At 50.7% G+C, this 24,976-nt stretch carries 21 protein-coding genes, 11 tRNA genes and 2 rRNA genes (1 of these 34 running past the window's edge); 9 read left to right on the top strand and 25 right to left on the bottom strand.

Going from position 1 to position 24,976, the window contains the following annotated elements; translation table 11 throughout:
• Positions 1-18: 18 nt before the first annotated feature.
• From FLT43_RS24495 to FLT43_RS24475, 5 genes are all read right to left on the bottom strand, one after another.
• Positions 19-1,230 (bottom strand): transcriptional regulator, encoded by a 1,212-nt coding sequence (locus tag FLT43_RS24495; RefSeq protein WP_087441653.1) that lies wholly within the window; start codon positions 1,228-1,230, stop codon positions 19-21.
• Positions 1,231-1,247: 17 nt separating this feature from the next.
• Positions 1,248-2,309, bottom strand: coding sequence for a beta-glucanase/beta-glucan synthetase (locus FLT43_RS24490; RefSeq protein ID WP_087441654.1), 1,062 nt, complete (start codon positions 2,307-2,309; stop codon positions 1,248-1,250).
• Positions 2,310-2,666: 357 nt separating this feature from the next.
• Positions 2,667-3,593 (bottom strand): M56 family metallopeptidase, encoded by a 927-nt coding sequence (locus tag FLT43_RS24485; RefSeq protein ID WP_087441655.1) that lies wholly within the window; start codon positions 3,591-3,593, stop codon positions 2,667-2,669.
• A gap of 3 nt (positions 3,594-3,596) precedes the next feature.
• Positions 3,597-3,974, bottom strand: a complete 378-nt coding sequence (locus FLT43_RS24480) for a BlaI/MecI/CopY family transcriptional regulator (RefSeq protein ID WP_087441656.1) — start codon at positions 3,972-3,974, stop codon at positions 3,597-3,599.
• A 219-nt stretch (positions 3,975-4,193) separates the two neighbouring features.
• The gene (locus FLT43_RS24475) at positions 4,194-4,532 is read right to left on the bottom strand and encodes a hypothetical protein (protein WP_087441657.1); all 339 of its coding nucleotides are present in this window, start codon (positions 4,530-4,532) and stop codon (positions 4,194-4,196) included.
• A gap of 286 nt (positions 4,533-4,818) precedes the next feature.
• On the opposite strand from FLT43_RS24475, the gene FLT43_RS24470 reads away from it, so the two are divergent.
• Together FLT43_RS24470 and pdxR are read left to right on the top strand one after the other, a co-directional pair.
• Positions 4,819-5,397: an RNA polymerase sigma factor gene (locus FLT43_RS24470; RefSeq protein ID WP_087441658.1), complete on the top strand. Its 579-nt coding sequence runs from the start codon at positions 4,819-4,821 to the stop codon at positions 5,395-5,397.
• Positions 5,398-5,772: 375 nt separating this feature from the next.
• Entirely contained in the window at positions 5,773-7,203 is a 1,431-nt protein-coding gene (gene pdxR, locus FLT43_RS24465; protein ID WP_087441659.1) for a MocR-like pyridoxine biosynthesis transcription factor PdxR, read from the top strand.
• Between the two features lie 50 nt (positions 7,204-7,253).
• Here the strand turns inward: pdxR and FLT43_RS24460 are convergent, their stop codons facing one another.
• Both FLT43_RS24460 and FLT43_RS24455 read right to left on the bottom strand, forming a co-directional pair.
• Positions 7,254-7,997, bottom strand: coding sequence for a YggS family pyridoxal phosphate-dependent enzyme (locus FLT43_RS24460; protein WP_087441660.1), 744 nt, complete (start codon positions 7,995-7,997; stop codon positions 7,254-7,256).
• Positions 7,998-8,141: 144 nt separating this feature from the next.
• Entirely contained in the window at positions 8,142-8,870 is a 729-nt protein-coding gene (locus FLT43_RS24455) for a class A sortase (RefSeq protein WP_087441661.1), read from the bottom strand.
• Positions 8,871-9,132: 262 nt separating this feature from the next.
• Here FLT43_RS24455 and FLT43_RS24450 point away from each other — a divergent pair, with 262 nt between their 5' ends.
• From FLT43_RS24450 to FLT43_RS24440, 3 genes are all read left to right on the top strand, one after another.
• Positions 9,133-9,939 (top strand): DUF817 domain-containing protein, encoded by an 807-nt coding sequence (locus tag FLT43_RS24450; RefSeq protein WP_087441662.1) that lies wholly within the window; start codon positions 9,133-9,135, stop codon positions 9,937-9,939.
• 90 nt (positions 9,940-10,029) lie between these two features.
• A complete protein-coding gene (locus tag FLT43_RS24445) occupies positions 10,030-10,506 on the top strand; it encodes a DUF2975 domain-containing protein (protein WP_087441663.1) in 477 nt (158 codons plus the stop codon).
• Between the two features lie 9 nt (positions 10,507-10,515).
• The gene (locus FLT43_RS24440; RefSeq protein WP_087441664.1) at positions 10,516-10,731 is read left to right on the top strand and encodes a helix-turn-helix domain-containing protein; all 216 of its coding nucleotides are present in this window, start codon (positions 10,516-10,518) and stop codon (positions 10,729-10,731) included.
• A gap of 167 nt (positions 10,732-10,898) precedes the next feature.
• On the opposite strand, the gene FLT43_RS30920 is transcribed toward FLT43_RS24440, so the two are convergent.
• Positions 10,899-11,543: a hypothetical protein gene (locus FLT43_RS30920; RefSeq protein ID WP_422730820.1), complete on the bottom strand. Its 645-nt coding sequence runs from the start codon at positions 11,541-11,543 to the stop codon at positions 10,899-10,901.
• 187 nt (positions 11,544-11,730) lie between these two features.
• Positions 11,731-13,593, bottom strand: a complete 1,863-nt coding sequence (shc, locus tag FLT43_RS24430; RefSeq protein WP_087441665.1) for a squalene--hopene cyclase — start codon at positions 13,591-13,593, stop codon at positions 11,731-11,733.
• Positions 13,594-13,687: 94 nt separating this feature from the next.
• Here shc and FLT43_RS24425 point away from each other — a divergent pair, with 94 nt between their 5' ends.
• The 3 genes from FLT43_RS24425 to FLT43_RS24415 all read left to right on the top strand — a co-directional run bounded on the left by FLT43_RS24425 (position 13,688) and on the right by FLT43_RS24415 (position 16,194).
• On the top strand, positions 13,688-14,809 hold the full coding sequence (locus tag FLT43_RS24425; protein WP_087441666.1) for a DUF2515 family protein: 1,122 nt from the start codon (positions 13,688-13,690) through the stop codon (positions 14,807-14,809).
• Entirely contained in the window at positions 14,730-15,182 is a 453-nt protein-coding gene (locus FLT43_RS24420) for a CBO0543 family protein (protein WP_244194121.1), read from the top strand. The genes FLT43_RS24425 and FLT43_RS24420 overlap by 80 nt, the downstream gene beginning before the upstream one ends.
• Positions 15,183-15,336: 154 nt before the next feature.
• Entirely contained in the window at positions 15,337-16,194 is an 858-nt protein-coding gene (locus FLT43_RS24415) for a polysaccharide deacetylase family protein (RefSeq protein WP_244194122.1), read from the top strand.
• 228 nt (positions 16,195-16,422) lie between these two features.
• On the opposite strand, the gene FLT43_RS24410 is transcribed toward FLT43_RS24415, so the two are convergent.
• From FLT43_RS24410 to FLT43_RS24390, 5 genes are all read right to left on the bottom strand, one after another.
• Positions 16,423-16,504, bottom strand: a tRNA-Leu gene (locus FLT43_RS24410).
• A 14-nt stretch (positions 16,505-16,518) separates the two neighbouring features.
• Positions 16,519-16,595 (bottom strand) — tRNA-Arg (locus FLT43_RS24405).
• Positions 16,596-16,602: 7 nt separating this feature from the next.
• Positions 16,603-16,677: transfer RNA gene (locus FLT43_RS24400), tRNA-Gly, on the bottom strand.
• Between the two features lie 221 nt (positions 16,678-16,898).
• The gene (locus FLT43_RS24395) at positions 16,899-17,930 is read right to left on the bottom strand and encodes an asparaginase (protein WP_087441669.1); all 1,032 of its coding nucleotides are present in this window, start codon (positions 17,928-17,930) and stop codon (positions 16,899-16,901) included.
• A 40-nt stretch (positions 17,931-17,970) separates the two neighbouring features.
• Positions 17,971-19,953 carry an alpha-amylase family protein gene (locus tag FLT43_RS24390; protein ID WP_087441670.1) on the bottom strand — a complete coding sequence of 661 codons (1,983 nt, stop codon included), beginning with the start codon at positions 19,951-19,953 and terminating at the stop codon, positions 17,971-17,973.
• Positions 19,954-20,069: 116 nt separating this feature from the next.
• Between FLT43_RS24390 and FLT43_RS24385 the strand changes: the two genes are divergently transcribed.
• Positions 20,070-20,942 carry a helix-turn-helix domain-containing protein gene (locus FLT43_RS24385; protein WP_087441671.1) on the top strand — a complete coding sequence of 291 codons (873 nt, stop codon included), beginning with the start codon at positions 20,070-20,072 and terminating at the stop codon, positions 20,940-20,942.
• 33 nt (positions 20,943-20,975) lie between these two features.
• Here the strand turns inward: FLT43_RS24385 and FLT43_RS24380 are convergent, their stop codons facing one another.
• The 11 genes from FLT43_RS24380 to FLT43_RS24330 form a co-directional block, all read right to left on the bottom strand.
• Positions 20,976-21,248, bottom strand: coding sequence for a phosphotransferase (locus FLT43_RS24380; protein WP_087441672.1), 273 nt, complete (start codon positions 21,246-21,248; stop codon positions 20,976-20,978).
• 427 nt (positions 21,249-21,675) lie between these two features.
• Positions 21,676-21,751, bottom strand: a tRNA-Lys gene (locus FLT43_RS24375).
• Positions 21,752-21,754: 3 nt separating this feature from the next.
• Positions 21,755-21,829: transfer RNA gene (locus FLT43_RS24370), tRNA-Glu, on the bottom strand.
• A gap of 17 nt (positions 21,830-21,846) precedes the next feature.
• Positions 21,847-21,923: transfer RNA gene (locus FLT43_RS24365), tRNA-Asp, on the bottom strand.
• Between the two features lie 58 nt (positions 21,924-21,981).
• Positions 21,982-22,055 (bottom strand) — tRNA-Met (locus tag FLT43_RS24360).
• A 6-nt stretch (positions 22,056-22,061) separates the two neighbouring features.
• Positions 22,062-22,137 (bottom strand) — tRNA-Val (locus FLT43_RS24355).
• A 12-nt stretch (positions 22,138-22,149) separates the two neighbouring features.
• A tRNA-Glu gene (locus FLT43_RS24350) sits at positions 22,150-22,224 on the bottom strand.
• A 4-nt stretch (positions 22,225-22,228) separates the two neighbouring features.
• Positions 22,229-22,320 (bottom strand) — tRNA-Ser (locus tag FLT43_RS24345).
• 3 nt (positions 22,321-22,323) lie between these two features.
• Positions 22,324-22,399: transfer RNA gene (locus FLT43_RS24340), tRNA-Asn, on the bottom strand.
• Between the two features lie 49 nt (positions 22,400-22,448).
• Positions 22,449-22,565: ribosomal RNA gene (gene rrf, locus FLT43_RS24335) — 5S ribosomal RNA — on the bottom strand.
• Positions 22,566-22,626: 61 nt separating this feature from the next.
• Positions 22,627-24,976 (bottom strand): 23S ribosomal RNA (locus tag FLT43_RS24330) (it continues 576 nt past the right edge of the window).

Raw genomic sequence — 24,976 nt, 5'->3', positions numbered from 1 at the left:
AAAGCGTCCGCTTTCTATTTAAAACTGACTGATCACCATTTTCGTATCAATCTCGGCCTGCTTCGAGCCCAGCAACACAATGCAAGTCCTGGTCTCGTCCACCAGCCTGATGATCGGCTCATTAGCCATATACAGCTCCTTGCCTTCACTGGAGATGATCTGCTCGGCCTCTACAGCGCCTGTGTCCGTGTTGTAAATCCGAATTTTCCAGACCGCTCCAGCCGACACCGGCGCCGCGAAATAGCGTCCCGAGTTAGAGCCCGCGATGTTTCCGCTTTCCTTTTTGTCGTTCAGCGTTATCAGCTTCGTCTTCCCGCTCAGCGCATCCATCATCAACATTCTTCCGGTAGCCGTCGTAAAATCTTCGGCAAAAAACAGATGCTTATTGTAAGCCGTTAGTTCCTTGCAGGTGTAATTGTCAAATGTCTGATTCGACAGTCCGGAACCATCCGTATTGACGATTCCGCAGGTGTCGAAGGAAGGCTTGCCCGGAACGGCGGGGATATCAAAGCTTTGCGCCTTGAACGCAAGTCGCTTGTCCTGATCGGTAAATCCGATTTGCTCCAAAGCAGCTATGCCGGAACGCGGCGCCGCGTCATCCGATGCCAAATCGATAATCGTTGTCTTTTTTTCCGCTTTCCAATCATAGAGATACAGTCCGGCGGATGTGGCATAGGCAACGTGACTTCCATCGGCAGACACCGCAATCGCTTCAAACGATAAAATCATTTCGTCGCCTTCCAGCAAGGAATCGAGATCGAACTCGGAGATCGGCTGTAAGCTCGCATCGTACAAGATGCAATGATACTGGTTCGCGCCATTCGTCATGACGATGCCCCCGCCATCACCGCTGGCCAATGTTTCCCTGACTGCCGCGTATCCGTTTTCAATAACCCAATAATTTTCCCGTTCGAAGGCCGGCTGCGGAGCTGACGCTGCGATCTTCCGGGCGCCCAAATCATATAAATAGAGCTGATCAGCCGAAATGAGAACCTGATTGCCGTGCGCGTAATAGATATTTTTGATGCCGCCTTCTATATTCTCCAAGTTCAAGTCTGCCGCAACGCTCGGCTCCGCAGCGCCGCCCCCGCCCTTGCTTTCCGTCCGGGAGGCCGGATCATCGGGTTGAACCGGCTTAGTTGGATTTGCGCTGCCGGAATTGAATTGCAAGCATCCTGCGGTTAGCAGTACGAATAAGGCCAATATGACGCTCAACCGTTTCATGTTCATGTCACACTTTTCTCCATTCATTTGTATAGTAAGAGGGACAAGGTCTTCTGCAAAACAATCACATCATCGGGGAAATCGGCCGCATTCACGGGAACGGACACCACATAAATCGTGCTGAAATCGTCCAGCTTTTCCAAATCAATATCCATGTTGATTACCGCCACATCTCCCTTGGCCAGCTCCGTCTCAAAGGAGCTTCCGTCCTTGCTTGTTACCGCCTGATGATTGATAAATAACGTGTTCCGGTACCGCACTCCGGGATGGCCGAATATTTTGAAGCTGACGTGAAGGGCTCCGCTGTCATTGACCTTAGCGTTGTCGCGCTTGACCTCGCCGTCAATATACAAATCGCTAAACATGCGCTGCTCCAATGTGTCCATATCCACGGCCTCCATGCCGCTTTGCACTTCCAGCAGTTCCTTCGTCACCGGCTCTGTCGACAGGCGGACATCGCTTGCATACTCATATTGCGGGATAGAGGAAGGATCAAGAGCATCCGCGTCTTTGTTAAAATACAGGGTTCCTCCCGCTTCCAACGTACTGTGATAGCCGCCGTACGAGCTTGTCTCTTTCATATCCGGGATAAAGCCCGGATTGTACATGCTGGCGATGCTGATGCCCAGGGTATCCCCCTTCTTGCCTGTGACCGGGGTGAACACGAATGTGAACGGCGTGTCCTTATCATCCTCCTCCAGCTCAAAAATGTGCATATATTCATAGGGCGCATCGGTTGTGTTAAATTTATAGGGCTGCGGTATCCCGTCTACAAATACGAGAAAGCCGACATTTTTGGCTTTTCCCGAAGCGTTCACGGAATAAGGAATTTTTAGCTCACCGCCATCGTAGCGCAAGGAACGCATTTTTCCGTTCTCATCTAAGTCCGGATTGACAAACCCGTGACCGATACCGCCCAGAATGACCGTTTCCTCATTACCCGCTTCAAACGGATTCTGATTTCCGTCGCCGGCGGCATTGGATTCGCCCGGATTTGGAGTCGGATTCGGATTGGAGCAGCCTGCTGCCAACACGACGACGATGAGCAGACAAGATACTAACCTGAAAAGCCATGCTTTTTTCACAATGTCATCCTCCTTCGAAATTTCCAGCCGATTTACTAAGAAAGAATTGATTCCTGAGCATGCCAGTTCTGCCGGGTCATTACTCGATCTTGATTAATTTAGGTCCCTCAGCAGCCGGAACCTCCATCTCCACCTTTTGATTTCCCTGGATTAATCGTGGAGCAGCATTGTTAGGAAGAAGCTCATGCTCAGAGGCAGATCTGTCCTTACTTGCTTCGAGGTGATGCACTGGAGAAGTTGATTCAGGAGGATGATTCACCGGAAGCTTCTCTATCGGACCCGCTTCCACCTTCGATAGAGGCGCGGGTTGGACGGGATAGGATGACGGCGCGCTCAGCGTTAACAGCGTACCCGTGCTTAGCGTCGCCGCAATAACGAGCGCAACAATGGGCATCCCCCATTTTTTGCTTCTGGTATCCAAATAGAGAGAACCCTGTTTTTCAAGCCTTGCTTGCTGCCATAAAAATTGGTGGAAAATATGGTTGGCGCTACGGACTGTTTTTTTAGCATCCCGATAATGGCTTCGACATATTGTTGCCGGCCGGCGATATCCGTGTTTTTGACCACTTCTTCGTCACAGGAGAGCTCGCATTGGAGGGCGATGTCTCTTGCCATGACGTAGACGACTGGATTGAACCAGTGGAGGGCGGCGGCTACGAGCACAAGTGCTTTATACCACAAATCTCTTCGCTTCAAATGTACCAGCTCATGCTTAAAAATCAGTGGAAGCTCGTCTGAGAGGATGTCGTCGGATGGAAGCAAAATGGTTGGCCGGACAAAGCCGAGCAGCATCGGACTGGAAATGCCGGGACAAGCTTGCAAAGCGACTTGCTGTCTTATTCCCAGCTTCGCCTGAACATCATGCAGCATATGTAGCGCTTGCCGGTCGCGAATCTCCGTGCTCCACCGTGTCACCATTTGCAGAAAGCGCCGGTGCCGAATGGCGTGATAGGCCAGAAATACAACGACTCCTGCAAGCCACAGACCGCCAGCGACGGCCTGCCACGGAATAGCTGATGACGCCGCCGCTGCGGACACGGCTTGGCGGGCGGAGCCGCCGTCCGACATCTTCAGCGCAGGCAGCAGCGCATCGAGACGAATCACCGAGACATGCGGATGAAGCCGGAACGGAATAATGAATCCGAGTATGATGACCAGCCATCCATAATAACGTCCTTTTGCCGTAAATGTCTTCGCAAGCAGCGGGGTAATCGCCATATATAGAAGGGCAATGACGGACATCGTAATCGAACATTCCAGCAATGCAATCATAAATCCCTGCACCGGCTACTCCCTCCGTTCCTTGGCCCATTTCAACAATTCATCCAACTCTTTTTCCGTAAGCCGCTTCCCGTTGTACAAGGTATTCACGAAGCTTAAAAATGAGTTTTCGTGATACTGCTTCATAAAATGTTGCGTTTCTAAGGCCAGATAATCTTCTTTGCGTATGAGCGGATAATACGTGCGTTCCTTCCCTTCCTTTTCCGTCTTCAAAAACCCCCGTTCGACCAAACGCATCATCAGGGAAATGACGGTCGGAGCCTTCCATTGGCGTTCATTCCCGAGTTGATCCATAATCATGGCGGTCGTAATCGGCGGTTCATTCGCCCACACTACCCTCATAATGTCAAATTCCGCATCAGGCAGCTTCTTCATCTTTCTCATCCCATTTTACTCCTTTTTGACAATTGTCTTACATAAAGTTTTACACTTGTCAAAAATAAATGTCAATAGGTTTTGCGAATATTTTTTACAATTGCCTAATATGTATTTCCCGTTATAAAAAAGAAGATGTTTATACCAAGCAAACAAAGTCTAGGCAGACTTCATCCGCATTGGTATAAACATTCTTCTACGCAGCCATTACCCTGCTCTTACTCCAGATTACACGTGTGTGTAAGTGTATACAGCCTTAGCGCCATAGGTGTTTCCACCCTGCACGCCATGCGCCCCATAAATAGCATAAGCTTTGGAAGGCAACGCGTTCCAGGAGCCCGATAAGTTAGTCGATCCTCTAGAACTGCGAATTTCCTGCTGCTGGACAAGTGTATTGCCGTTAATGTCTTGAATCGTCCCTCCGACTGTCAGGTACGCATTGTCACGATTTTGAGAGACCGTTGTCTTATAGGATTTACCCGATAACGTGCCGGTCAGTTTCCCATAACCTGTTGCATCCACTTCTGAAGTGTTTGCAAACGCCGCCGTGTTTTTGAACATTACCATGACCTTGACTTCAAAACTTCCTGCAGAACTTTACATTGCATCAGACGTTGCGGGGGACACACACCTCCTGCCCGTTAGATGATAGATGTAAAGTCATGATGAAGGTTTCTCTATATAGTAGACGGATTAATCTACCAAAATATGACGAAATTATTTTTTAATGTATAAACTAGTAAGAATTATGAGATATTTCATAGATCAATCCACCCTTTTAGTATATATTAGTATATATAGAAAAAAAGGGCGAGCCAGAAACATATGCTTGCCAGTTCGTGGAGGGGGCATTATGGAACAGTGGTTGTCTTTTTTACAGCGTAAGTTCCAACACCTGGACCGCTCATCTCAAGAAATGACTTACCAATCCTACCGGGATTTCATCTACCGTGACATTTACTTCTTACTCCAAAATCATGAACTGACGGAAGATGTTATCCAAGAATCCTTCTTGAAAGTGATTGCCTCATCGCCTACATCGAAAAATGCGGCCAATATGAAGGCGTGGCTCAAAAAAATCGCGCGGAATACCGCCTATGATTATTTGAGGAAACACAAAAAATATCAATATTTATCCAACCTGGAGAGCATAGAGGAAAAGGAACTGTTCTCTTCCGAAGCCGAGACGGCCGTAGCCGATCAAGTGGAGGAACAAATTCGCGATGAAATGCTTCATGAAGCTCTTGACCAGCTTAATGCGAGATATCGCAATGTGCTGTTTCGCTACTATGTGGAAGATAAGTCACATCGAGAGCTGGCCCGGGAATTAGGGATCAGCGAGCAAGCTTCTGCGCAATTATTGGTTAGGGCGCGCAAAAAATTGCGTTACTACTTTTGCAAAAGATGGGTTGATCGCGAAGAAAAAAGATAATGTCTTATGCGGGAGACAGCGGCAGCCTCCCGGCGCAAGTAAGCACACAGCCGCTCCCCGGTTGCATCCCGAGAAGCGGCCGCAGCTCCTAAAAAACACGGATTCCCTGCTCTCCTCCGTCAAAGTGACAGGAAACCAGCCAATCTCTTTTTCGTTATAATGAATGTTCATGTCCACTCCCACTCCAATCGGTCATACCGCAACCCAACCTCCTCTGTATGCGGATACTCCCATTCTTTCACGCTAATATCTTGTTCAACGCCATTCGTTATGCTAGTATATCAACCATTGGAATGGACGAACATGTCCAATACACATATTTTTGACCAATCCATACTAGCTTCGCAACCCGTGTCTGAACCGGAGGTGAACGGAATGTTGACGATTAATCGTAATGATGATCGGCCCATATGGCAGCAACTGCTTGATCAGGCGATCCACAATATAACGGCCGGCAATTGGCCGCCGGGACAATTGCTGCTTCCGTCGCGGGAACTCGCACATTTGCTTGGCGTCTCGCGTTCCACCATCCAGATCGTGTACGAGGAGCTGTTCAGCCGGGGTTACACCGTCACCTCCCGGCGAGGAGGAACCCGCGTAAGCGAGTGGAAGCAAGCTGCCGGCCCGGAAGCTGATACGGTAACGGCAGGGCCAGCGCTGCCTGAGCTTCCTTTTCTGGATGCGGCGGTTGATCATCTGCACCACTGGCTGGGAGACAGCGGTCCGTGCCAGGTGGATATCAATTTTAGCCCCCACGAGCCTTTTTTGGACGAGCGCTTTCATCACATATGGCGCCAGTCGTTCTTACAGGCGGCTGCCGGCATCGATGCAAGCACTTGGGCATACGGCGATCCGTGCGGCTACCTCCCCTTGCGGGAACAGATACAGCGCTACTTGTCGCTGGAACGGGGGATTCACGTGGGGGTGAATCAGATTCTGCTGACCTCGGGCGCCCAGCACAGCCTTGACCTTATAGCGCAATCGCTCTTGCGTGAAGGAGACACGGTCACGGTCGAGGATCCTGGCTTCCCCGCCGCCTGGATGGCGATGGCATACCGGGGAATGAATGTCGTTCCCGCTCCCGTTGACGAATACGGCTTGCAGGTGGACCGCGTCCCGCCGCAATCCAAGCTCGTCTTCGTGACGCCTTCGCACCAGTGCGCGGTTGGCGTCATTATGTCGGAGCCGCGCAGGCAGCAGCTGCTGCACCTGGCCGCTTCGGCTCCATGCTGGATTGTGGAGGATGATTACGACAGCGAATTCCGTTATCGCGGAACTCCGCTGCCGACGCTGTTCAGCCAGCTGCCCCGCAACACCTTGTATATGATGAGCTTTTCCAAAATGATTGCCCCTGGCATTCGGCTCTCCGCCATTGTCGGATCGGAAGAAGCGATCAGCCGTCTGGTCCGGGTTCATCGATTGACTTACCGGCATCTGCCGATGATGGAGCAACTGACGCTTGCTCATTTCATCGCCCGCGGCCATTTTATGCGCCATATGAGAAGAGTCCGCAATGTATACCGGCGCAGACACGAAGCGATGACCAAAGCGATAATGGCAAGCGGCCTGGGCGGCCGATTCAAGCTCTCCGGTGTCGAGACCGGCTCGCATATGCTGCTGGAAGCCGGGGACACATATGATGAGCAAGCCGCGACCAGAAGTGCACTGGAACAAGGCATACGCGTCTATCCCCTTAGCTCATATTGCTTGGCAAGCAACCGCAAAGGATGGGTGCTCGGCTTCCCGAACGTAGACGAAGCGGCCATTCAGCAGGGTATTAGCCGGCTTGCGGGCATACTGCTCTAGTATCGTCCCGCAAGTCCTCCGGCTGTGGCGGCAACTATAGGAAGCATCGCTTAATCATGCGAGCCTGCTTTTTCGTTCCAATAATAACTATCCGGCAAATAGCGCTCACCGAATATTCCCGTCCCTACCCGAACGATCGTGGCTCCTTCTTCAATGGCGACCTCGAAATCACCGGACATTCCCATAGAGAGCACGTCCATCCCCACACCCGGGATATTCTTGGCGATAATCTGGGTCTGGATCCGCTTCAATAGCCGAAAGCAATGCCGGGTCTCGGCGCTCGTGGCATTCAGCTTGCCGATGGTCATAAGCCCCTTTATATTCAGCGTGTCGAATTGGGAAAGCTGTTCCACCAGTTCCAGCGCCTCTTCCGGCCGCGCGCCAAATTTGCTTTCCTCGTAGGAGGTATTAATTTGAACGAGAATATCCATGGTTTTATTCTCTTTCCGCAATTGATTATGTAGAGCATGACCCAATTTGATCCGATCGACGGAGTGGATCATCGTGACATATTTGACGACGTCCTTCACTTTATTCGTCTGGAGAAGTCCGATAAAATGCCATTCCACCTGCTTGTACTGCTGCATATCCGCATATTTGCCGCGAAGTTCCTGGGCTTTGTTCTCCCCGAATAACGTCTTTCCCGCCCGGATCGCGCTCTGCAATTTGTCAAGCGGCACGGTCTTGGTAGCCAGCAGCAGCTTGACCTCATCCTTCTGCCGCCCGGAGGCCAGACAAGCCAATTCCATTCGACGGCGCACTGCCTTCAGGTTGTCTTCGATTATATCGCTCACGTTCTCCCCTCCTGCTTGCTTGCCTAACAGGCAAAAATTCCATATTTTCAGCTTAATGAAATTTGGATGGGTTGAACACGTCCAAAGTTGGTATTCTTCGAGGTCCATAATCGTTAGCCGCCGATTCACTCGCACCCTCAATGGCTATAAGTTACTCATTTCCAGCTGAAAGGCTTCCTTCATTTCCTTCGTCGCCTCTTGAATCGGCGTCTTGCCGACAAATCGGCCTCTCGTCAACACCCGCGCCTTGCCGCTGTCATCACAGGTGATCAAGGTCAACATTCGTTCCGTGCCCTCATCCTCAATGACTTCGACCGCGGTTGCTTCGATCGTTTTTTGCTCCTCAATCTGATATTCATAGATATACTGCATATCGGTTAAATAAGCTGCCGCGCCCGTTTTGACTTGCAGCAGCGGGCTGAACAGCAGATCTTTGCGGTTCATATGATGACCGGCCAACGCATAATTGCCTTCTCCCATAACCTGGCCGGGCTTCAGCGTTCCCGCCGTGAGCGCTAACGTATACGGGGCCACGCCTTCTCCTATCGGCAAATTCATATCAATGCTCGGGATGCTGATCCCGCCGATCACGTGAATCTCATCTTTGTGCAAATTCGCCATTAAGATGGTCTCGAAATCCAGTTCCGCCACCTCTTCAAAATGAAAGGTGGCTTCTTGCTTGCGGACGTGGCTGTTGTCCCGCTTCTCCTCGCCTGCCGCAGCCACCTTGTCAAGCCCTAATGAGCTCGTCCCTCTGGAGACGAACCAGCCCTGGATAGGCTCGTGAAGCAGCATGACAATACCGGCCAAGAGAACGGCGGCACAGACGGCATTATAGATTATCCTTGCGGCGGTTCTCTTCTTTGTGGCCATTCACGATCCTCCCGAGCGTATTTCTTTCCGCTTTAATTATAGAGGACTTCTTCAAGCAGCGACACCTGAAAACTAGACAAAATCTAAACAAGGACAACTTAAACAATAAATATTTATCGATAAACAATAAATTTTTATTGACCAAGAGGATGCGCACGATTATGATAATACCTGTCGAGCCGCATTGGCGGCTCATTCAAGTGCCGTTGCGGAGAAGCACTGTCCTTCCGTCAGACGGATTCCAATGCAGGAGGAACGTATCATGGCTTTCAAGCTTAAATCATTTGTCGAGTTCGGCTGGCAGCAGGCGCTGTCCTGCCTGTTCCCGGCCATTATTTTTGCGGCGCTTGCACTCGCGCGGGTGATAGACATCCCGTACATTCCCGCTTACGACTTCATGCTCCTTATCTGTCTCGCGGTTCAAATCATCATGATCCGCTCCAGGCTGGAAACGATGGACGAGTTAAAGGTCATTTGCGTATTCCATCTGATCGGGCTCGTGCTTGAAATTTACAAAGTTCATATGGGATCATGGGCTTATCCGCTCGACGGCTGGACTAAAGTGTTCGGCGTGCCGCTCTATAGCGGATTTATGTATGCCAGCGTCGCCAGTTACTTATGCCAGGCGTGGCGCCGGCTGCAAGTGAAGCTTCACCGGTATCCGAAGCCGTGGTGTACCGTCCCGCTCGGGGCGGCGATTTACCTCAATTTCATGACCCATCATTTCATCTACGATTTGCGCTGGGTGTTGACCATTCTGCTGTTCGCCGTCTTCTTTCGCACATATGTCGAATATACGGTGCTGGGCGTGACGCGGCGGATGCCGCTCGTACTGTCGTTTGCGTTGATCGGTTTCTTTATTTGGGTAGCGGAAAATATCGGGACGTTCCTGGGCGCTTGGCGCTATCCCCATCAGGCCAACGGTTGGAATCTTGTTCAGTGGGGGAAATTCAGCTCATGGTTCTTGCTGGTCATCGTGTCGTTCATGATCGTCGCCCAGTTGAAGCATGTGAAGGAGGGCCGCTCCCACCGATCCCATAGCATAGAACAGCCGCTTCAGATGCCATAAAGAGATGTTTACTAAGAAACATGAAAAACATATTGAAAGACGATAAATGCAGTGATATGCTATTGCCATTCATTTTATGCGAGGTGCTGTATGCTGCGAGGACAAACCGCCTTTCTTAAACTGGCTATCGCCATGATCGGGATTACGGCTTTGATTCTGTCAATATTCTGGCTGCCCGGATTCGTGACAAGCCGTGCAGCGGAGAATCCGGATTACATCTCTTTGAAATATCCGGTGCTCATCGTTGTATATATGACATCGATACCTTTTTATATTGCTCTTTATCAATCTTACAAGCTGCTCCAATATATCGAACGAAAACATGCTTTTTCCGATCTCGCTGTAGCATCGTTGAAGCGCATCAAACAGTGCGCCGTTGCAATCGCGATCATCTATGCAATAGGCGGCGCATTCCTTGGCTTCCAGAGCGTCCTGCTCACTTCCATCGCACTCATAGGAGCAGTCATCATTTTGGCCGCATTCACGGTAGCGATTTTTGCGGCAGTGCTTCAAGAACTGCTAACCCACGCACTTGCAATCAAATCAGAAAATGATTTGACGGTCTGAGGTGTTCATATGGCGATTATCATCAATATCGATGTTATGCTGGCAAAACGAAAAATGAGCGTCACCGAGCTGTCGGAGAAGGTCGGCATTACGATGGCGAACCTGTCCATCCTGAAAAATGGCAAAGCGAAGGCGGTCCGCTTTTCCACCTTGGAGAAAATATGCGAAGTGCTGGACTGTCAGCCAGGTGATATATTGGAATATGTACAAGAGGATCCGTCCTGAACGAAAACCAGCCCCGCGCTTTCATCCAAGCCGGGGCATTTTTCATTCTTCCCTATTGACCCGCACCTGCTTGGCAATCGGCTTCGGGTCATACCAATGACAGATCTTGCCTGCCTAAATGGTCCTTTAGAGTCGAGCCTGTATATTCTCTTCTGAACAAATATTATCTAATCCGGAGCTGAAACACATCCATCTTCACTCATAGATAAGAATATTTTATTGATCTGCGTATGCAGAGGGAGACATGCCGAATTTTTTTTTAAACGCTCGGCTGAAATATAACGGGTTGGCGTAGCCGACACTGACAGCAATATCACGGATAGGAAAAATGCCCGCTTTAAGCAATTCACTCGCTCTTTCCATACGATACATAAAAATAATTCCTTCACGCGAAGTTTCCCAAGCCCTCCAAGTGTTTGAGCATTCTGATGAGGCATAGTCAGTAATTCGATCAATCTCGGGTTGGCTCCAGGCTCCAGCTTGAAATGAGCATTACATTCATGATCGCTGTTGTCTTCCCGCCTCTTGTCCAGGCGATAAAAAACAGAATAATATTCCAACTCGGATTGACCTATCACTCTCGATTCCAACTGCATGTCTGGAGCCGCATGAAATACGAATCCTGGATGTAAATCGTAGATCGTTCCATTCACACAGATTCTAGCTTGTCCGCGAACTGTAAAAAGAAATCCATGCCTAACGGTTCGAAATTCACGCAAAACACTTTTCGGCTGGATCACTAAACGATAGACATCTTCTATATCATTGGGATCATTGCCAAATACCCCGGCTAACTTCTCCACATCTACCATGATATCGCACCTGCTCTCTATCCCAATATGGAGCACTTGGGCCTGCTCAGTCATTGTTGAATCGGCAATTTCACGGATTATTGTATCACCTTTTTGGAGCTAGCCCCTACCAGTGGTGTAGCTGTTCTTTGACGGTCTACAGGTTCCCGCGAAGAGCATCCTCCTCAGGGCGGGACGGAATAGTTCGTTATTCAAACTTGTTTCGGTAATGCGCTAATGCAAGTAGAGGAAAGATATACCGGTAACTATGATAATGGATATAAAACGCTCCTCCCATCCCTTGGCCTTTGGGATAGTCCGTGGTCCAATCCTCTTTTTCAAGAGAATCCAGCAAAAAGGTGATACCTTTTTGGATAGCCGTCGTCGGCCGGTCTGCAATGGCTATCAAGGCATCTAACGCCCAAGCCGTATCCGTCAGCGTGCTCGTCGTCAACGAAACGTAGGTCATTTGAATGTCACTGCGGCACGATTCGCCCCATCCGCCGTCCGCATTCTGAATACTCTTCAGCCATGCGGCCGCCTTTTGCATGCTTGGATGCTTTTTCGATACGCCCGCCGCTTTCAAACCGGTAACAGCGCCCCATGTCCCATAAATATAGCAGATCCCCCAGCGCCCGTACCACGAACCGTCCTTCCGCTGATCTTTTAACAGCCAATGCACAGCATTCCGGATAACCGCATGGCTGGCGGGACGGTTAGTATAGTTCCCCAAAAATTCAAGCGTTCTCCCGGTCAAATCCGCACAAGGGGGATCCAGCAGCAAAAACCGGCCCTTTTCAAGCGGAAGAAATTCTAATAGCTTGGAATCCGTATTTTTTTCAAAAGCAGCCCACCCGCCATTATCGTTCTGCATCGGCAAAAGCCAGCTGATGCCCCTTGCCCAGGCCGTTGGATGCTGCGACGCAATTCTGGATATGGACCTTAACGAGGCCGTCGTGTCATCCACATCCGGATTCATCGTATTCACATCAGAAAAACCCCAGCCGCCCGGCAAGCCGTTGGGATTGTGCACGACCCAGTCGCCGAAGCGGTAATGCTGGCGGCTCAGCAAATACTTGTTAGCCTTCGTCACCATTGGGTCTTCATGCGATACTCCCGCTGCCTGAAGGGTATAACCTATTAACGAGGTATTCCACACATTGGCCGTGGTGTATTGCAAATGAGGGAGGCCATTAATTTCGCATTTCATTGCCCGAATCCCCTCGACGGCCTTTGTAATGATCGGATCGGTTTTTTTATAGCCTAAGGACAGCAGGGCAAAAATCATCAAAAAGGTACTGCTGTAATAACTATAAAAAGTTCCATCCTGCTCCAAATGGTCCAGCATATAGGTTCGGGCACGCTCAAGCGCTAAGCGGCGCAGTTCCCCCGGGATGCCGATCAATCTTTTGACTCCGTCCTGAATACAGGAGAGCAGCGAGCGCCATTCCCTTGAGCGAACCCATTGTTCCTCATTCCCCCTTATCCATTTCAAATCAGACAGGTCGGGGGAATATACTGTTTTCATCGAAAACTTTTGATCAGCCAGTATCATAATCGGAGTCAGGTTGGCTCTCCCGAAAACAGAAAAAGAATAGAAATTGATAGGGAAGTTGGGCGGGAGCAGAATCATCTCAATAGGCAGAGGGGTAAAGGACGGCCATTGATATTGCCCGGTCAGTGCCAGCATGATTTTCGTAAACATGCTTACTTCCGATAAACCGCCGTGAGCGAGAATAAACTTTTTGGCAGCGCGAAGACGCTCGTCTTCTTTACGGTACAATCCGGAAAAAAGCAGTCCGTAATAGGCTTCTACAGTGGAGGTTACATTTCCTTCTCCTTCATCATAAAAAAGCTTCCATGCTCCATTTTGCTGCTGTTTACTTAAAATTCTGCGGCAAAGCCCCTCGATTAATTCCTCATCATCAATCTCTAAAGTCCGTAATAAAATAATCATATAGGCATCGGTAGAAATACCCGTATCAAACGGATAAGCCCATGACCCATCGGGAGATTGCTCTTTGCGAAGTGTCTCAATAATCCACCCTATCCCTGTGACGGTATCAATCATCCCCATACTCCTTCCTCCCGCAAAAGCCTTTAAGCTATACATATTCGGCTCTGTTATCGAGAATTCATGAGGGAGGGAAGCTGCCATCTTTTTAATAAGAAAACGCCACAAAACGCCGCTTGAAACGATTCGCGAGGAATTAAAGAAAAGAAAGAAACACTCCCCTGCCATCTTGAATGAGCTAACTCTTACCGAGAAAAAGCTTTTAAACAAAATCAGAGAGATTACACAGGACCACAACCTAAATAATGTGACGAGAACAAAAGCCTATCTCGAGTTTTATCTCCGGCATCCTGAGATCCACTGGGCATTTTTAGGCCATATGGTATCGCGGAATGGCGGCTGGAATATGAGCGATCTCAAGGGAGAATTTTTAGCCACACTCCTTGCAAAAGAGGAGCGGGAATCCTTTTTTCATTTTTTAGAACGCGGCAACTGGCTGATTTTCCAGGATGTATACCCGCAATTTCTGCTTTACGATGAGAGTTTACGGCAAAAGAGACCTATGTTTTATCTGCTGCCTCAATTGAATGTTTCTATTTTTATGGAAACGGTTTGGAATTATTTTTGGAGAGTCCGAGATGCGTATATTCTTTGTCTAGCGTTAGTCATCAATGAACAGAGCTATTTGGAACAAAGGGTCATCCAAAATCCCCATTATCAAAAAGAAGTATTACACAAGATCGAATTTCACCTTCAGAACTGGCTATCGTTTAATCAAATTCTGTTTCCTTCGGAAGGCGAGAACGTAAAGGGGCAGACCCTTCACCAATTCCAGTCTCTCCATGAGCGAATTTTACTTGGAAAAAGGCTGTATGCGATTTTGTTTAAAAATAAGGATTTTCATAGGCAGGCTCTGGATTGGGCGACACGTCAGCCGCATACCGGATCGAGGAAAGACTACTGGCCGCATTTATTTAATGATGTAAATGAAGGCACACCGGGAATTACCTATCCATTACGGTTAAAATCGTGCCGGCTTCGCAAGGGAGCAAGGAGAATTTACAGCCCCAAGCTGGAATATGCCTGGAAAAATGTCAGCCAGCCGGAAGCAGAACCGGGGGATTGGTTTCAACATATAAGCGTGGTGGATTATTTGGAGGTTGACCAAGAAATGACGGACGGAGAGATTAAGAATGACTACTGCAAAACATTGGAGCGGCTCGAAATTGCCGCGTTCGCCAAAAAAACGATTCACTTTTTGGAACAAAGATAGTTTAGCATGTGCAGTACTGGGATCGTTGCTTGGTACGTATTTAGATCTCTATTTTGTCGGTAAAGGGCTGTATCATTTTCCTTACCGGCTGCTACCGGAGATCTTTTCGATTCATATCGTCTTCACTTTAATCGGGTTGCCTATATTGACGATGATTTTTCTGTACTGCTTCTCCCAAGCAAATCGTTGGGGAAGGGTAGGGATTATTATCTGTGTCAGCCTGCTGATGCCGATTTTTGAAAAAATAGCGGAGCGATTAGGGATGTTTGTCCATTCCGATAAATGGATGCATTTATACAGCTTCTTCGGTTATTTACTGTTTTTTACGATAATTTCAGGGGTTTATTTTGGGCTGAGAAAAAGAAGTGGGTAAAAACAAAACTTGAATCTCCATAGTTTCCCTCACGATTTTGAGCCGCAAGACTCATTCTCGCCCTTCTCCGCAGACTGGAGAAGAGAAGCCACGAATAATTTATTCACATTGTGTAATTCTATAAGCACGTGATTTCCAAAGAAATGGAGGAAAGATGATCTTGCGTTTATTGTTATTAGTTCTAGCAGGGCTTAGTGTGCTGTCGGGATGTGCTCAGAATCACGCGCAACAAAAGCCCGGCAGCACTCCTTACAGCTACAGCGCTCCCCAACCACCGCAAATTTTGCAAAATTCCGCTAGATCTTCAACACCAGATCTTGCAGATGGACCTGAGGCAAATTTGCGTGAGCCGCATGCCCTTTCCTTGGCGGATTTGCGGGCGAAGTACCCATCAACGTTTATACTGCACGGTCCCGGTACGAAACGGGAAATTGCCCTTTCATTTGATGATGCGCCAGATGACAACTTTACCCCGAAGGTGTTGGATGTACTCAAAAGCGAAGGCGTGAAAGCAACTTTTTTCGTAGTTGGAAACAGAATCGAGAAGCATCCCGACATCGTGAAACGGATTGTCGAGGAAGGCCATATCCTTGGCAATCATTCTTACAACCATGCAAATTTGCCTAAATTAAGCGATGCAGAATTTCGCGATCAAATTATTAAAACGGATCAATTGATTCGCGAGCATACCGGATATACCCCCAATATCGTCCGGCCGCCTTATGGTAATATCAGCGAGGATCAAATCAAGTGGTTGGCAAGCCAGAAGAAAAAGATCGTCAACTGGAATGTCGATTCCCTCGATTGGAAAGGTTTGGATGCAGAAGAAGTGAAGACAAATGTCCTTGCTCATGTATCCCCAGGGGCAATTATTTTGCAACATTCTGCCGGAGGAACAGGCCAAGATTTATCCGGAACGGTTTTGGCTTTGCCGGACATCATTCGTACACTGCAAAACGATGGGGTGAAGTTGGTGACCATCCCCGAATTGCTGGATCTGAACGTGAAATAAAGGCTTACCGGAAAGGATACGTCAGGAACGATCAACATTGCCTTCGTAATCGTTTCATCCTTTGCGACAACACCCGCGATGTGTTAAGCCTTACGGAGAATAACGATACCATAACTATTACCATCCAGCAGTAAATTAGTTCCGCTCATGCAATAAGCAATGTTTACAGCTTAAAAAATAAAAAGTCCTTTAGGATTTTTTAACCCCAAAGAACTTCATCGCTTATGCTGGTGCCGGTGAGAGGACTCGAACCTCCACGGTTTCCCTCACGATTTTGAGTCGCGCGCGTCTGCCATTCCGCCACACCGGCCTATAAAGTTAATCTGGCGCGCCCTGAGAGATTCGAACTCCCGACCTTTTGATTCGTAGTCAAACGCTCTATCCGGCTGAGCTAAGGGCGCATTCTTCTGGAGCGGACAACGGGATTCGAACCCGCGACCCTCGCCTTGGCAAGGCGATACTCTACCACTGAGCTATGTCCGCGCATCGGCTGTCCAGCCTGTCCATCGTCATTCCCTCGCTTGCCGCGAGAGCATGCTTCAAGAAGGACATTTATTAATATAACAGACCACCTTTCGAAAATCAATTCTTTTTTGATGAAAAGTGATGTTTTTTCCTTAGCTTTCTCTTCTTTAATATGAGGGCAAGAATGGAAAAAACCGCCTTGTCTTCAGGGTTAACCCTTCGGACAAGACGGTATATACTTATACTTTCTTCTTATTCTTAACCCACTTCAATTCGAATTTCGCTTCCCGCATGCCGACGACCCGGCCATTGTCATTCTTCGTCTCTGGCGGACTGAGCTGCCGCAGACGCTCGATCGTCTCCACGTTCGGATATCCAATCTCCTTCAAAATATGGGCTGCGATGAGCGGCCATTGATCCTCGGAGCCGTCCATCACTTTGAAGGCGATCCCCATACGCTCATTCCGCAAGCCGAAGCAGTAGATTCCTTTGGCTCCGCCTTTGGCGACGATGTTGTCGTCCTGCAGAAGCGTCGGACAGATCAACTGCGTGCCGGATACGTAGAACGGGTACCGGTTCATTAGCGTCGTCAAGCGGATGACAGCCGCTCGGATCGCCTCATCCGGAATCAGATCCGGACAAGCAAGCCGCAAGTACAGCGTAGCGATATTGCGGATCGGCAGCGCATAGACCGGGAAGCCGCATCCGTCCGTCCCTAACCGGATCTGCTCGACCGGCACATCCGAAAGCGCGGACATCAGAGACAGCACCTGCTGCTGCACCGGATGGTCCAACTCGGCATAGTTCTCAGTCGGCCAGCCTTTCATTTTGCAGAGGGCCAGCACCCCGAGATGCTTGCCCGAGCAATTATGGTAGATGGAGCGCGCAGGCTTGCCATGGGCGATCAGCTCGTCACGGGCCGCTCCGTTCAGCGGATACGTCGGCTTGCATACGAACTGCGACTCCGAGATTCCGGTCTTGCGCATGAACGATTCCAGCGCTTCTACATGGAATTGCTGCGCCCGGTGCGATGCCGTCATGAGCACGATCTCCTCGTCGCTCAATCCATAATGCTCCGGCACTCCGGCCATAAGCGCGGGCAGCGCCTGAACCGGCTTCGATGATGAACGCATGAAGCTGACATAGTTCTCATCCCCTACCGAGAATAGCGGCTCTCCCTGCTCATTCACACCGACCATATGGCCGGTATACGCGCATTCCAACCAATTGCCACGATACTCTTCTACTAACACTTTACCCAAGTCTACCATGTTGGTTCCTCCTCGCAACTCCGGGATGACTGTCCTGCTGCTACTCATTATACTCTACGACGACCATTTGGTGGCATTCCAATTGAGGCACCGTAAATTGCACATCTCCCCCGGACGCCTTGAACTCGATTTCGGTCATTTGCGGAGCCAGATAGACCCGCTTCACGTCGGTCACCGGCAGCTGGAGCTGAACCTCGACCTGTTGTAGAGGAATCATATCTTCAATGATTTCGACCCGTTCCCCGCGCTTCACCGGGGAAGCATACAGCAAATGATTGATATAGCGGCGCTCTGCTGCCTGATGCTGGAGCGTCGTCACGCCCTGGGCAGGCAGTGTCGTCTTCAACGTGATCTGCTCCCCGAGCAGCCGGCGAAGCGCGAACAGAACCATTTCCTTCAAAATGAGACTGCCCTTCGTCGCATAATCTTCAAATACGTTCCAAGCGATATAAATGCCTTGGGCGGATTCGACCATGCCTGGACCGCCCTCCTGTTCAGAACTCGGCGCATGCTGATGGGAACAGAAACGGAAGGCCTGGCGGTTGAAGTACGGATCCTCCCTTCTTCCAAGCTCTGTCCCGTCTGTCAGCTCGATGCGGCGCCCGTCTCCGTACATGACATAAGCCGCTTCTCCGAGATTCGCCATTCCATCGCAGAGCGGACGGAAATAATCCGGACGGAACGGATTCAGTCCGCTATCGGTGAAGCCAAGGGGCAGCATCTGCCGCGTCAGTTCGACATTCAGGCCGGAACGCCCGGACGCCAACACTTTGCCCCCTGCAGCCAAGAAAGCCTCCACCTTCGGCAAAATGGTATCCTTCATCACGATCGAGTCCGGGAGAATGAGCACCTTATAGCCGCTCCAGTCGCTTTCCAGGTCTACGATATCGAACAAGATTTTGCCTTCCAGCAGCATGCGGACCGCACCCATATCGACTTTGCCGGAATACATGGCTCCGCTTTCCTGCTGCACGCCGGCGGCCTCTACCGTAAGCAGCGCGACATCCGCAAGGTTGACTGCGTTGACGCACCATGCTTCCTTGGCCTCCACTTCCGCGTACGCCTTCCCGATCAGCTCATACGTGGCCCGGTCCATCTGTCCGCCAGGGTGGAGCTGGTCTCCGATCGAGCAGCGGGCACCGTTCGCCAAGCTCAGCGCAGTCTCATAGCGCAAGGCGTTCGGATGCTTGTAACCGCCGAATTCGCCCCAGAAGGTATGGAATTTCCCGGTCATGCCGAGGAAATGGAACCCGGTGGGCTGGGCGTAGCGGGCAGACAGCGGAAAATGATCATACCCCCAGCCGCCTGTCGGCAACGACTCCAGTTCAAGATGGGAGTTCATACCCATAAGATCGCGGCGCCCCTGATGAATATGTCCCGCGTTATGGAAGACCGGCAATCCCGGCTTGATCGCGTCGATCGCTTCCCGGATGCGTGTCGTGTAATTCGCGTAAATGCGGCGGCCGTTCGCAATCACATCTTCCTTGTTATGGGGATCGAGGCCATCCGCCTGCATTTGCTTCAGACAGGTCGTACAATAGCACGTCCGCTCGCCTACAATATCGAGGAATATGCCGTCGCCGTCATACTTCCGCACAACTTCCTGCACCTGCTCAATGACTAGATCAAGATAGGGCGTATTCAAGCAAAATTGATGATAGCCCGGCTTCATGAAGGAGTCGACCCAGTTCATCCGGTCCGCTTCATCCCGCATCAACCATTGCGGCTTCTCCCAAGCCAGCTTCTCATCGAAGCCGACGGATATATAAATTGGCACCTTGACGCCGATCTCGTGCGCCGCTTCGATCTGGGCGCCAAGCAGGTCAAAATCAAGCCTCGGATGGATTTCATTCGTTGCCGAAGGGAAGTACGCCCAGCCGTGATGGCACTTGGCGAACACGGTTATCGAGTTCACATGTCCCAGCTGCAGCATCTCTTGAAAATTCTTTTTAGAAAAATTTCTCCCGATATCAGAAATATGCTCCGACGTATGGAAATCGAGGTGAACCTGTCTGTAGCGCATAATATCCTCCTATACATGACATTTTCTTGAGATCATTGTATCATTTACATAGGCGGACGTATTTAAGACAGCTTCCTTTCATTTATACAAAATTCCGATCATGTGGAGGAAAAACGATGAAACCGCTCATTAAGGTACAGCCCCATATCCGTGCGGCCCATATGTACAACTATCGCGGGGCTCCCGAGGAGCAGCGGCGCAGAGGCTACAGCTATGCCTTCCATCTTTTCACGGAAGGCCATGGACATATGATTATCAATGAACAGGTCTACCCCGTTGCCAGCGGCAGCCTGATCTTCGTCCGTCCGGGAGAGGGGCACTATTTCGTTCCGGCCCCGGGGGAAACGATGGATGCCTGCAATATTTACTGCGACTTATGGTGCCTGCCCCAGCCTAAGCAGCCAACCTTCGCTTATCAATGGGACGACTATGATCCCCGGTGGCTTACGGAACAGATGCCCTGCCCCGAATTGGATGCGCTGCCGACGAGCATGTCGCTGCGGCCTTACCCGCATCTGATCGAGCTGATCAAGCAGACGCTGGTTGCGTTCAACCGTTCCGGCAAATATACGGCGCAAGCGGTCTCCGCCTGCTTTTATTCCTGGATATTGCAATGGCATGAAGCTGGCAGTCTGACCGAGACGGCTGATTACCGGATTACCCGCATATTGGAGCAGATGGAGGCCTGTCCGGAGCAGCGGTTCTCCGTAGATTACTGGTGCAGCGAGTGCGGATTGGAGAAGTCGCAATTCTATCGGCTGTTCAAGCAGGAGACCGGAATGTCGCCCAAAGCGTACGCGCTGCAGGCCCGCATGAAAAAAGCGGCCGTCCTGTTGATGGAAAGCCGCCAATCAATTACGGACATCGCGCTTATGCTCGGATACGATTCCATTCATTATTTCTCTAATCAATTCTCCTCCGTATACGGAATCAGCCCCTCATCCTTCCGGATGGGCAAAGGGTACCAGAAGGTTGATCGCTGGTCATAACGATGCTCGGGCCAGCTTGTGCTTGCGAGCAAGCTACGGCTGGCCTGATTGGCGGCCCCATTCATCCAGCCATTCCCCCTGTAACAGCGCTCCCATCCACAGCGGATTGAAATTCGTGGTATTCAAAAGCGTCTTTGCGATTTCGTAATAGGTTGACTCCATTCTGACCTGATTCCAATCAATTAAATACAAGCCATTCGAGTGCATAATGACATTCGGGAAGGTTACATCCCCGTGGATTAATGCCGGGAACCGGCTTTCATCCCGGAGCACCTGCTCGTGGCCGGCCTCTGGATAGACCTCCACGCCTCCTCAGCCAAGCGAATGCACTGATGCTATGTACCCTGAACCAGGCCGCCCTTCCGCTTACGCATCATCGTCAATCGGCGGCGGAACATTCGGTCCTGATCTTGGAAAAGTGAAATCTGACGGGAAGTGTATGGAGACATGGGGAAGAGCGGCCTGACATATCGTATGAAGCGTGGCCAGCGCCCGAAATGCCGCATGGCGTCGATACAGCGAATGGCAGGGCTGAATGTGACGCAAATGCAGCCCGTATCGCCGGACAAACGGTCTAAGCTGTGCTGTACTGATTCGCCTTGCCAAGCTGCCATCCTCCATTCTTTTCCCTGCACATGGTTACAATGTATTCGTAGAATGGTTCACGGTCCCTTCTTAGCAGGCAAAAAAAGAAAAAAGCCTGCGCATCTGCGCAAGCTTGTTGAATGCATACTGGTGAGCCATGAAGGACTCGAACCTTCGACACCCTGATTAAAAGTCAGGTGCTCTACCAACTGAGCTAATGGCTCGCATGGTGACCCGTACGGGATTCGAACCCGTGTTACCGCCGTGAAAGGGCGGTGTCTTAACCGCTTGACCAACGGGCCCCAGCATTTCATAATAATGGCGGAGCTGACGGGATTCGAACCCGCGTTCTCCTGCGTGACAGGCAGGCATGTTAGGCCTCTACACCACAGCTCCATAGTTGTTATTCATTTTCCGCATCGATGCGTAATAACCGCTCTCGATGGAAATAATATTGCGGGGACAGGATTTGAACCTGCGACCTTCGGGTTATGAGCCCGACGAGCTACCGAACTGCTCCACCCCGCGATAATATGGTGGACACTAACGGGTTCGAACCGCTGACCCCCACCCTGTCAAGATGGTGCTCTCCCAACTGAGCTAAGTGTCCATATGAATGTAATGGTGACCCGTACGGGATTCGAACCCGTGTTACCGCCGTGAAAGGGCGGTGTCTTAACCGCTTGACCAACGGGCCACGCTGGCGGAGAGAGAGGGATTTGAACCCTCGAGACGCTTGTGACGCCTACACGATTTCCAATCGTGCTCCTTCGGCCAGCTCGGACATCTCTCCGTGTGGCTCCCCGAACAGGACTCGAACCTGTGACAACTCGGTTAACAGCCGAGTGCTCTACCGACTGAGCTATCAGGGAATGTAACGTATCTCTCGGACTTCGCCGGAGACCGATATGTAAAGCCTCTGCTTGGCAACGTCCTACTCTCCCAGGACCCTGCGGTCCAAGTACCATCGGCGCTGGAGGGCTTAACGGTCGTGTTCGGGATGGGTACGCGTGGAACCCCTCCGCTATCGCCACCAAACAGATAAGGTATTGTACCTTAAAAACTGAATGCGAAAGTTTGTCTTGCGAATCATCTTAGTTAGGATAAGCCCTCGACCGATTAGTATTGGTCAGCTCCATGCATTGCTGCACTTCCACCTCCAACCTATCTACCTCGTCGTCTTCAAGGGGTCTTACCAATGTGGGAAATCTCATCTTGAGGGGGGCTTCACGCTTAGATGCTTTCAGCGCTTATCCCTTCCGTACTTGGCTACCCAGCTATGCCTCTGGCGAGACAACTGGTACACCAGCGGTACGTCCATCCCGGTCCTCTCGTACTAAGGACAGCTCCTCTCAAATTTCCTACGCCCGCGACAGATAGGGACCGAACTGTCTCACGACGTTCTGAACCCAGCTCGCGTACCGCTTTAATGGGCGAACAGCCCAACCCTTGGGACCTACTTCAGCCCCAGGATGCGATGAGCCGACATCGAGGTGCCAAACCTCCCCGTCGATGTGGACTCTTGGGGGAGATAAGCCTGTTATCCCCAGGGTAGCTTTTATCCGTTGAGCGATGGCCCTTCCATGCGGTACCACCGGATCACTAAGCCCGACTTTCGTCCCTGCTCGACTTGTAGGTCTCGCAGTCAAGCTCCCTTCTGCCTTTGCACTCTTCGAATGATTTCCAACCATTCTGAGGGAACCTTGGGGCGCCTCCGTTACTCTTTAGGAGGCGACCGCCCCAGTCAAACTGCCCGCCTGACACTGTCCCCGAACCGGTTCCACGGTCCCAGGTTAGAACTCCGATACGATCAGGGTGGTATCCCAACGGCGCCTCCACCGAAGCTGGCGCTCCGGCTTCTCAGGCTCCCACCTATCCTGTACAGACCGTACCAAAGTCAATATCAAGCTGCAGTAAAGCTCCATGGGGTCTTTCCGTCTTGTCGCGGGTAACCTGCATCTTCACAGGTATTAAAATTTCACCGGATCTCTCGTTGAGACAGCGCCCAAGTCGTTACGCCATTCGTGCGGGTCAGAATTTACCTGACAAGGAATTTCGCTACCTTAGGACCGTTATAGTTACGGCCGCCGTTTACTGGGGCTTCGGTTCATAGCTTCGCCTTGCGGCTAACCACCCCTTAACCTTCCAGCACCGGGCAGGCGTCAGCCCGTATACTTCGCCTTACGGCTTCGCACAGACCTGTGTTTTTGCTAAACAGTCGCTCGGGCCTATTCACTGCGGCCCCCTCGGGCTATTCACCCTACCGGGGCACCCCTTCTCCCAAAGTTACGGGGTCATTTTGCCGAGTTCCTTAACGAGAGTTCTTCCGCGCGCCTTAGAATTCTCTTCTCGCCTACCTGTGTCGGTTTGCGGTACGGGCACCTTTACCTGGCTAGAGGCTTTTCTTGGCAGCATGAAATCAAGACCTTCGGTACTGTAATTTTCCCTCCCCGTCACAGCCCAGCCTTACGGTCAGCGGATTTGCCTACTGACCAGCCTCACTGCTTGGACGAGCATCCATCAGCTCGCGTCCCTATCCTTCTGCGTCCCCCCCCATTGCTCATAACGGCTACGGTGGTACAGGAATTTCAACCTGTTGTCCTTCGACTACGCCTTTCGGCCTCGCCTTAGGTCCCGACTTACCCTGGGCGGACGAGCCTTCCCCAGGAACCCTTAGGCTTTCGGCGGACATGATTCTCACATGTCTTTTCGTTACTCATACCGGCATTCTCACTTGTGTACAGTCCAGCAGTCCTTCCGGTCTGCCTTCAACCCGGTACACAACGCTCCCCTACCACTGATGCAAAGCATCAATCCATAGCTTCGGCGGTACGTTTAGCCCCGTTACATTTTCGGCGCAGAGTCACTCGACCAGTGAGCTATTACGCACTCTTTAAATGATGGCTGCTTCTAAGCCAACATCCTGGTTGTCTGGGCAACTCCACATCCTTTCCCACTTAACGTACACTTAGGGGCCTTAGCTGATGGTCTGGGCTGTTTCCCTCTTGACAACGGACCTTAGCACCCATTGTCTGACTCCCGGATAATAAGTCCATGGCATTCGGAGTTTGACTGAGCTTGGTAACCCTTGGCGGGCCCCGCACCCAATCAGTGCTCTACCTCCACGACTCTTCCTCCGAGGCTAGCCCTAAAGCTATTTCGGGGAGAACCAGCTATCTCCGAGTTCGATTGGAATTTCTCCGCTACCCCCACCTCATCCCCGAATTTTTCAACATTCGTGGGTTCGGGCCTCCAGTGCGTGTTACCGCACCTTCACCCTGGACAGGGGTAGATCACACGGTTTCGGGTCTACGCCTACGTACTCATTCGCCCTATTCAGACTCGCTTTCGCTGCGGCTACGGCTTTTCACCTTAACCTTGCACGTAAACGTAACTCGCCGGTTCATTCTACAAAAGGCACGCCATCACCCATAAAAAGGGCTCTGACT

The sequence above is a fragment of the Paenibacillus thiaminolyticus genome (assembly GCF_007066085.1).
Lineage (GTDB): Bacteria > Bacillota > Bacilli > Paenibacillales > Paenibacillaceae > Paenibacillus_B > Paenibacillus_B thiaminolyticus.
The sequence above is the reverse complement of the archived record's forward strand: the minus strand, read 5'-3'. Positions and strand labels throughout refer to the sequence as shown.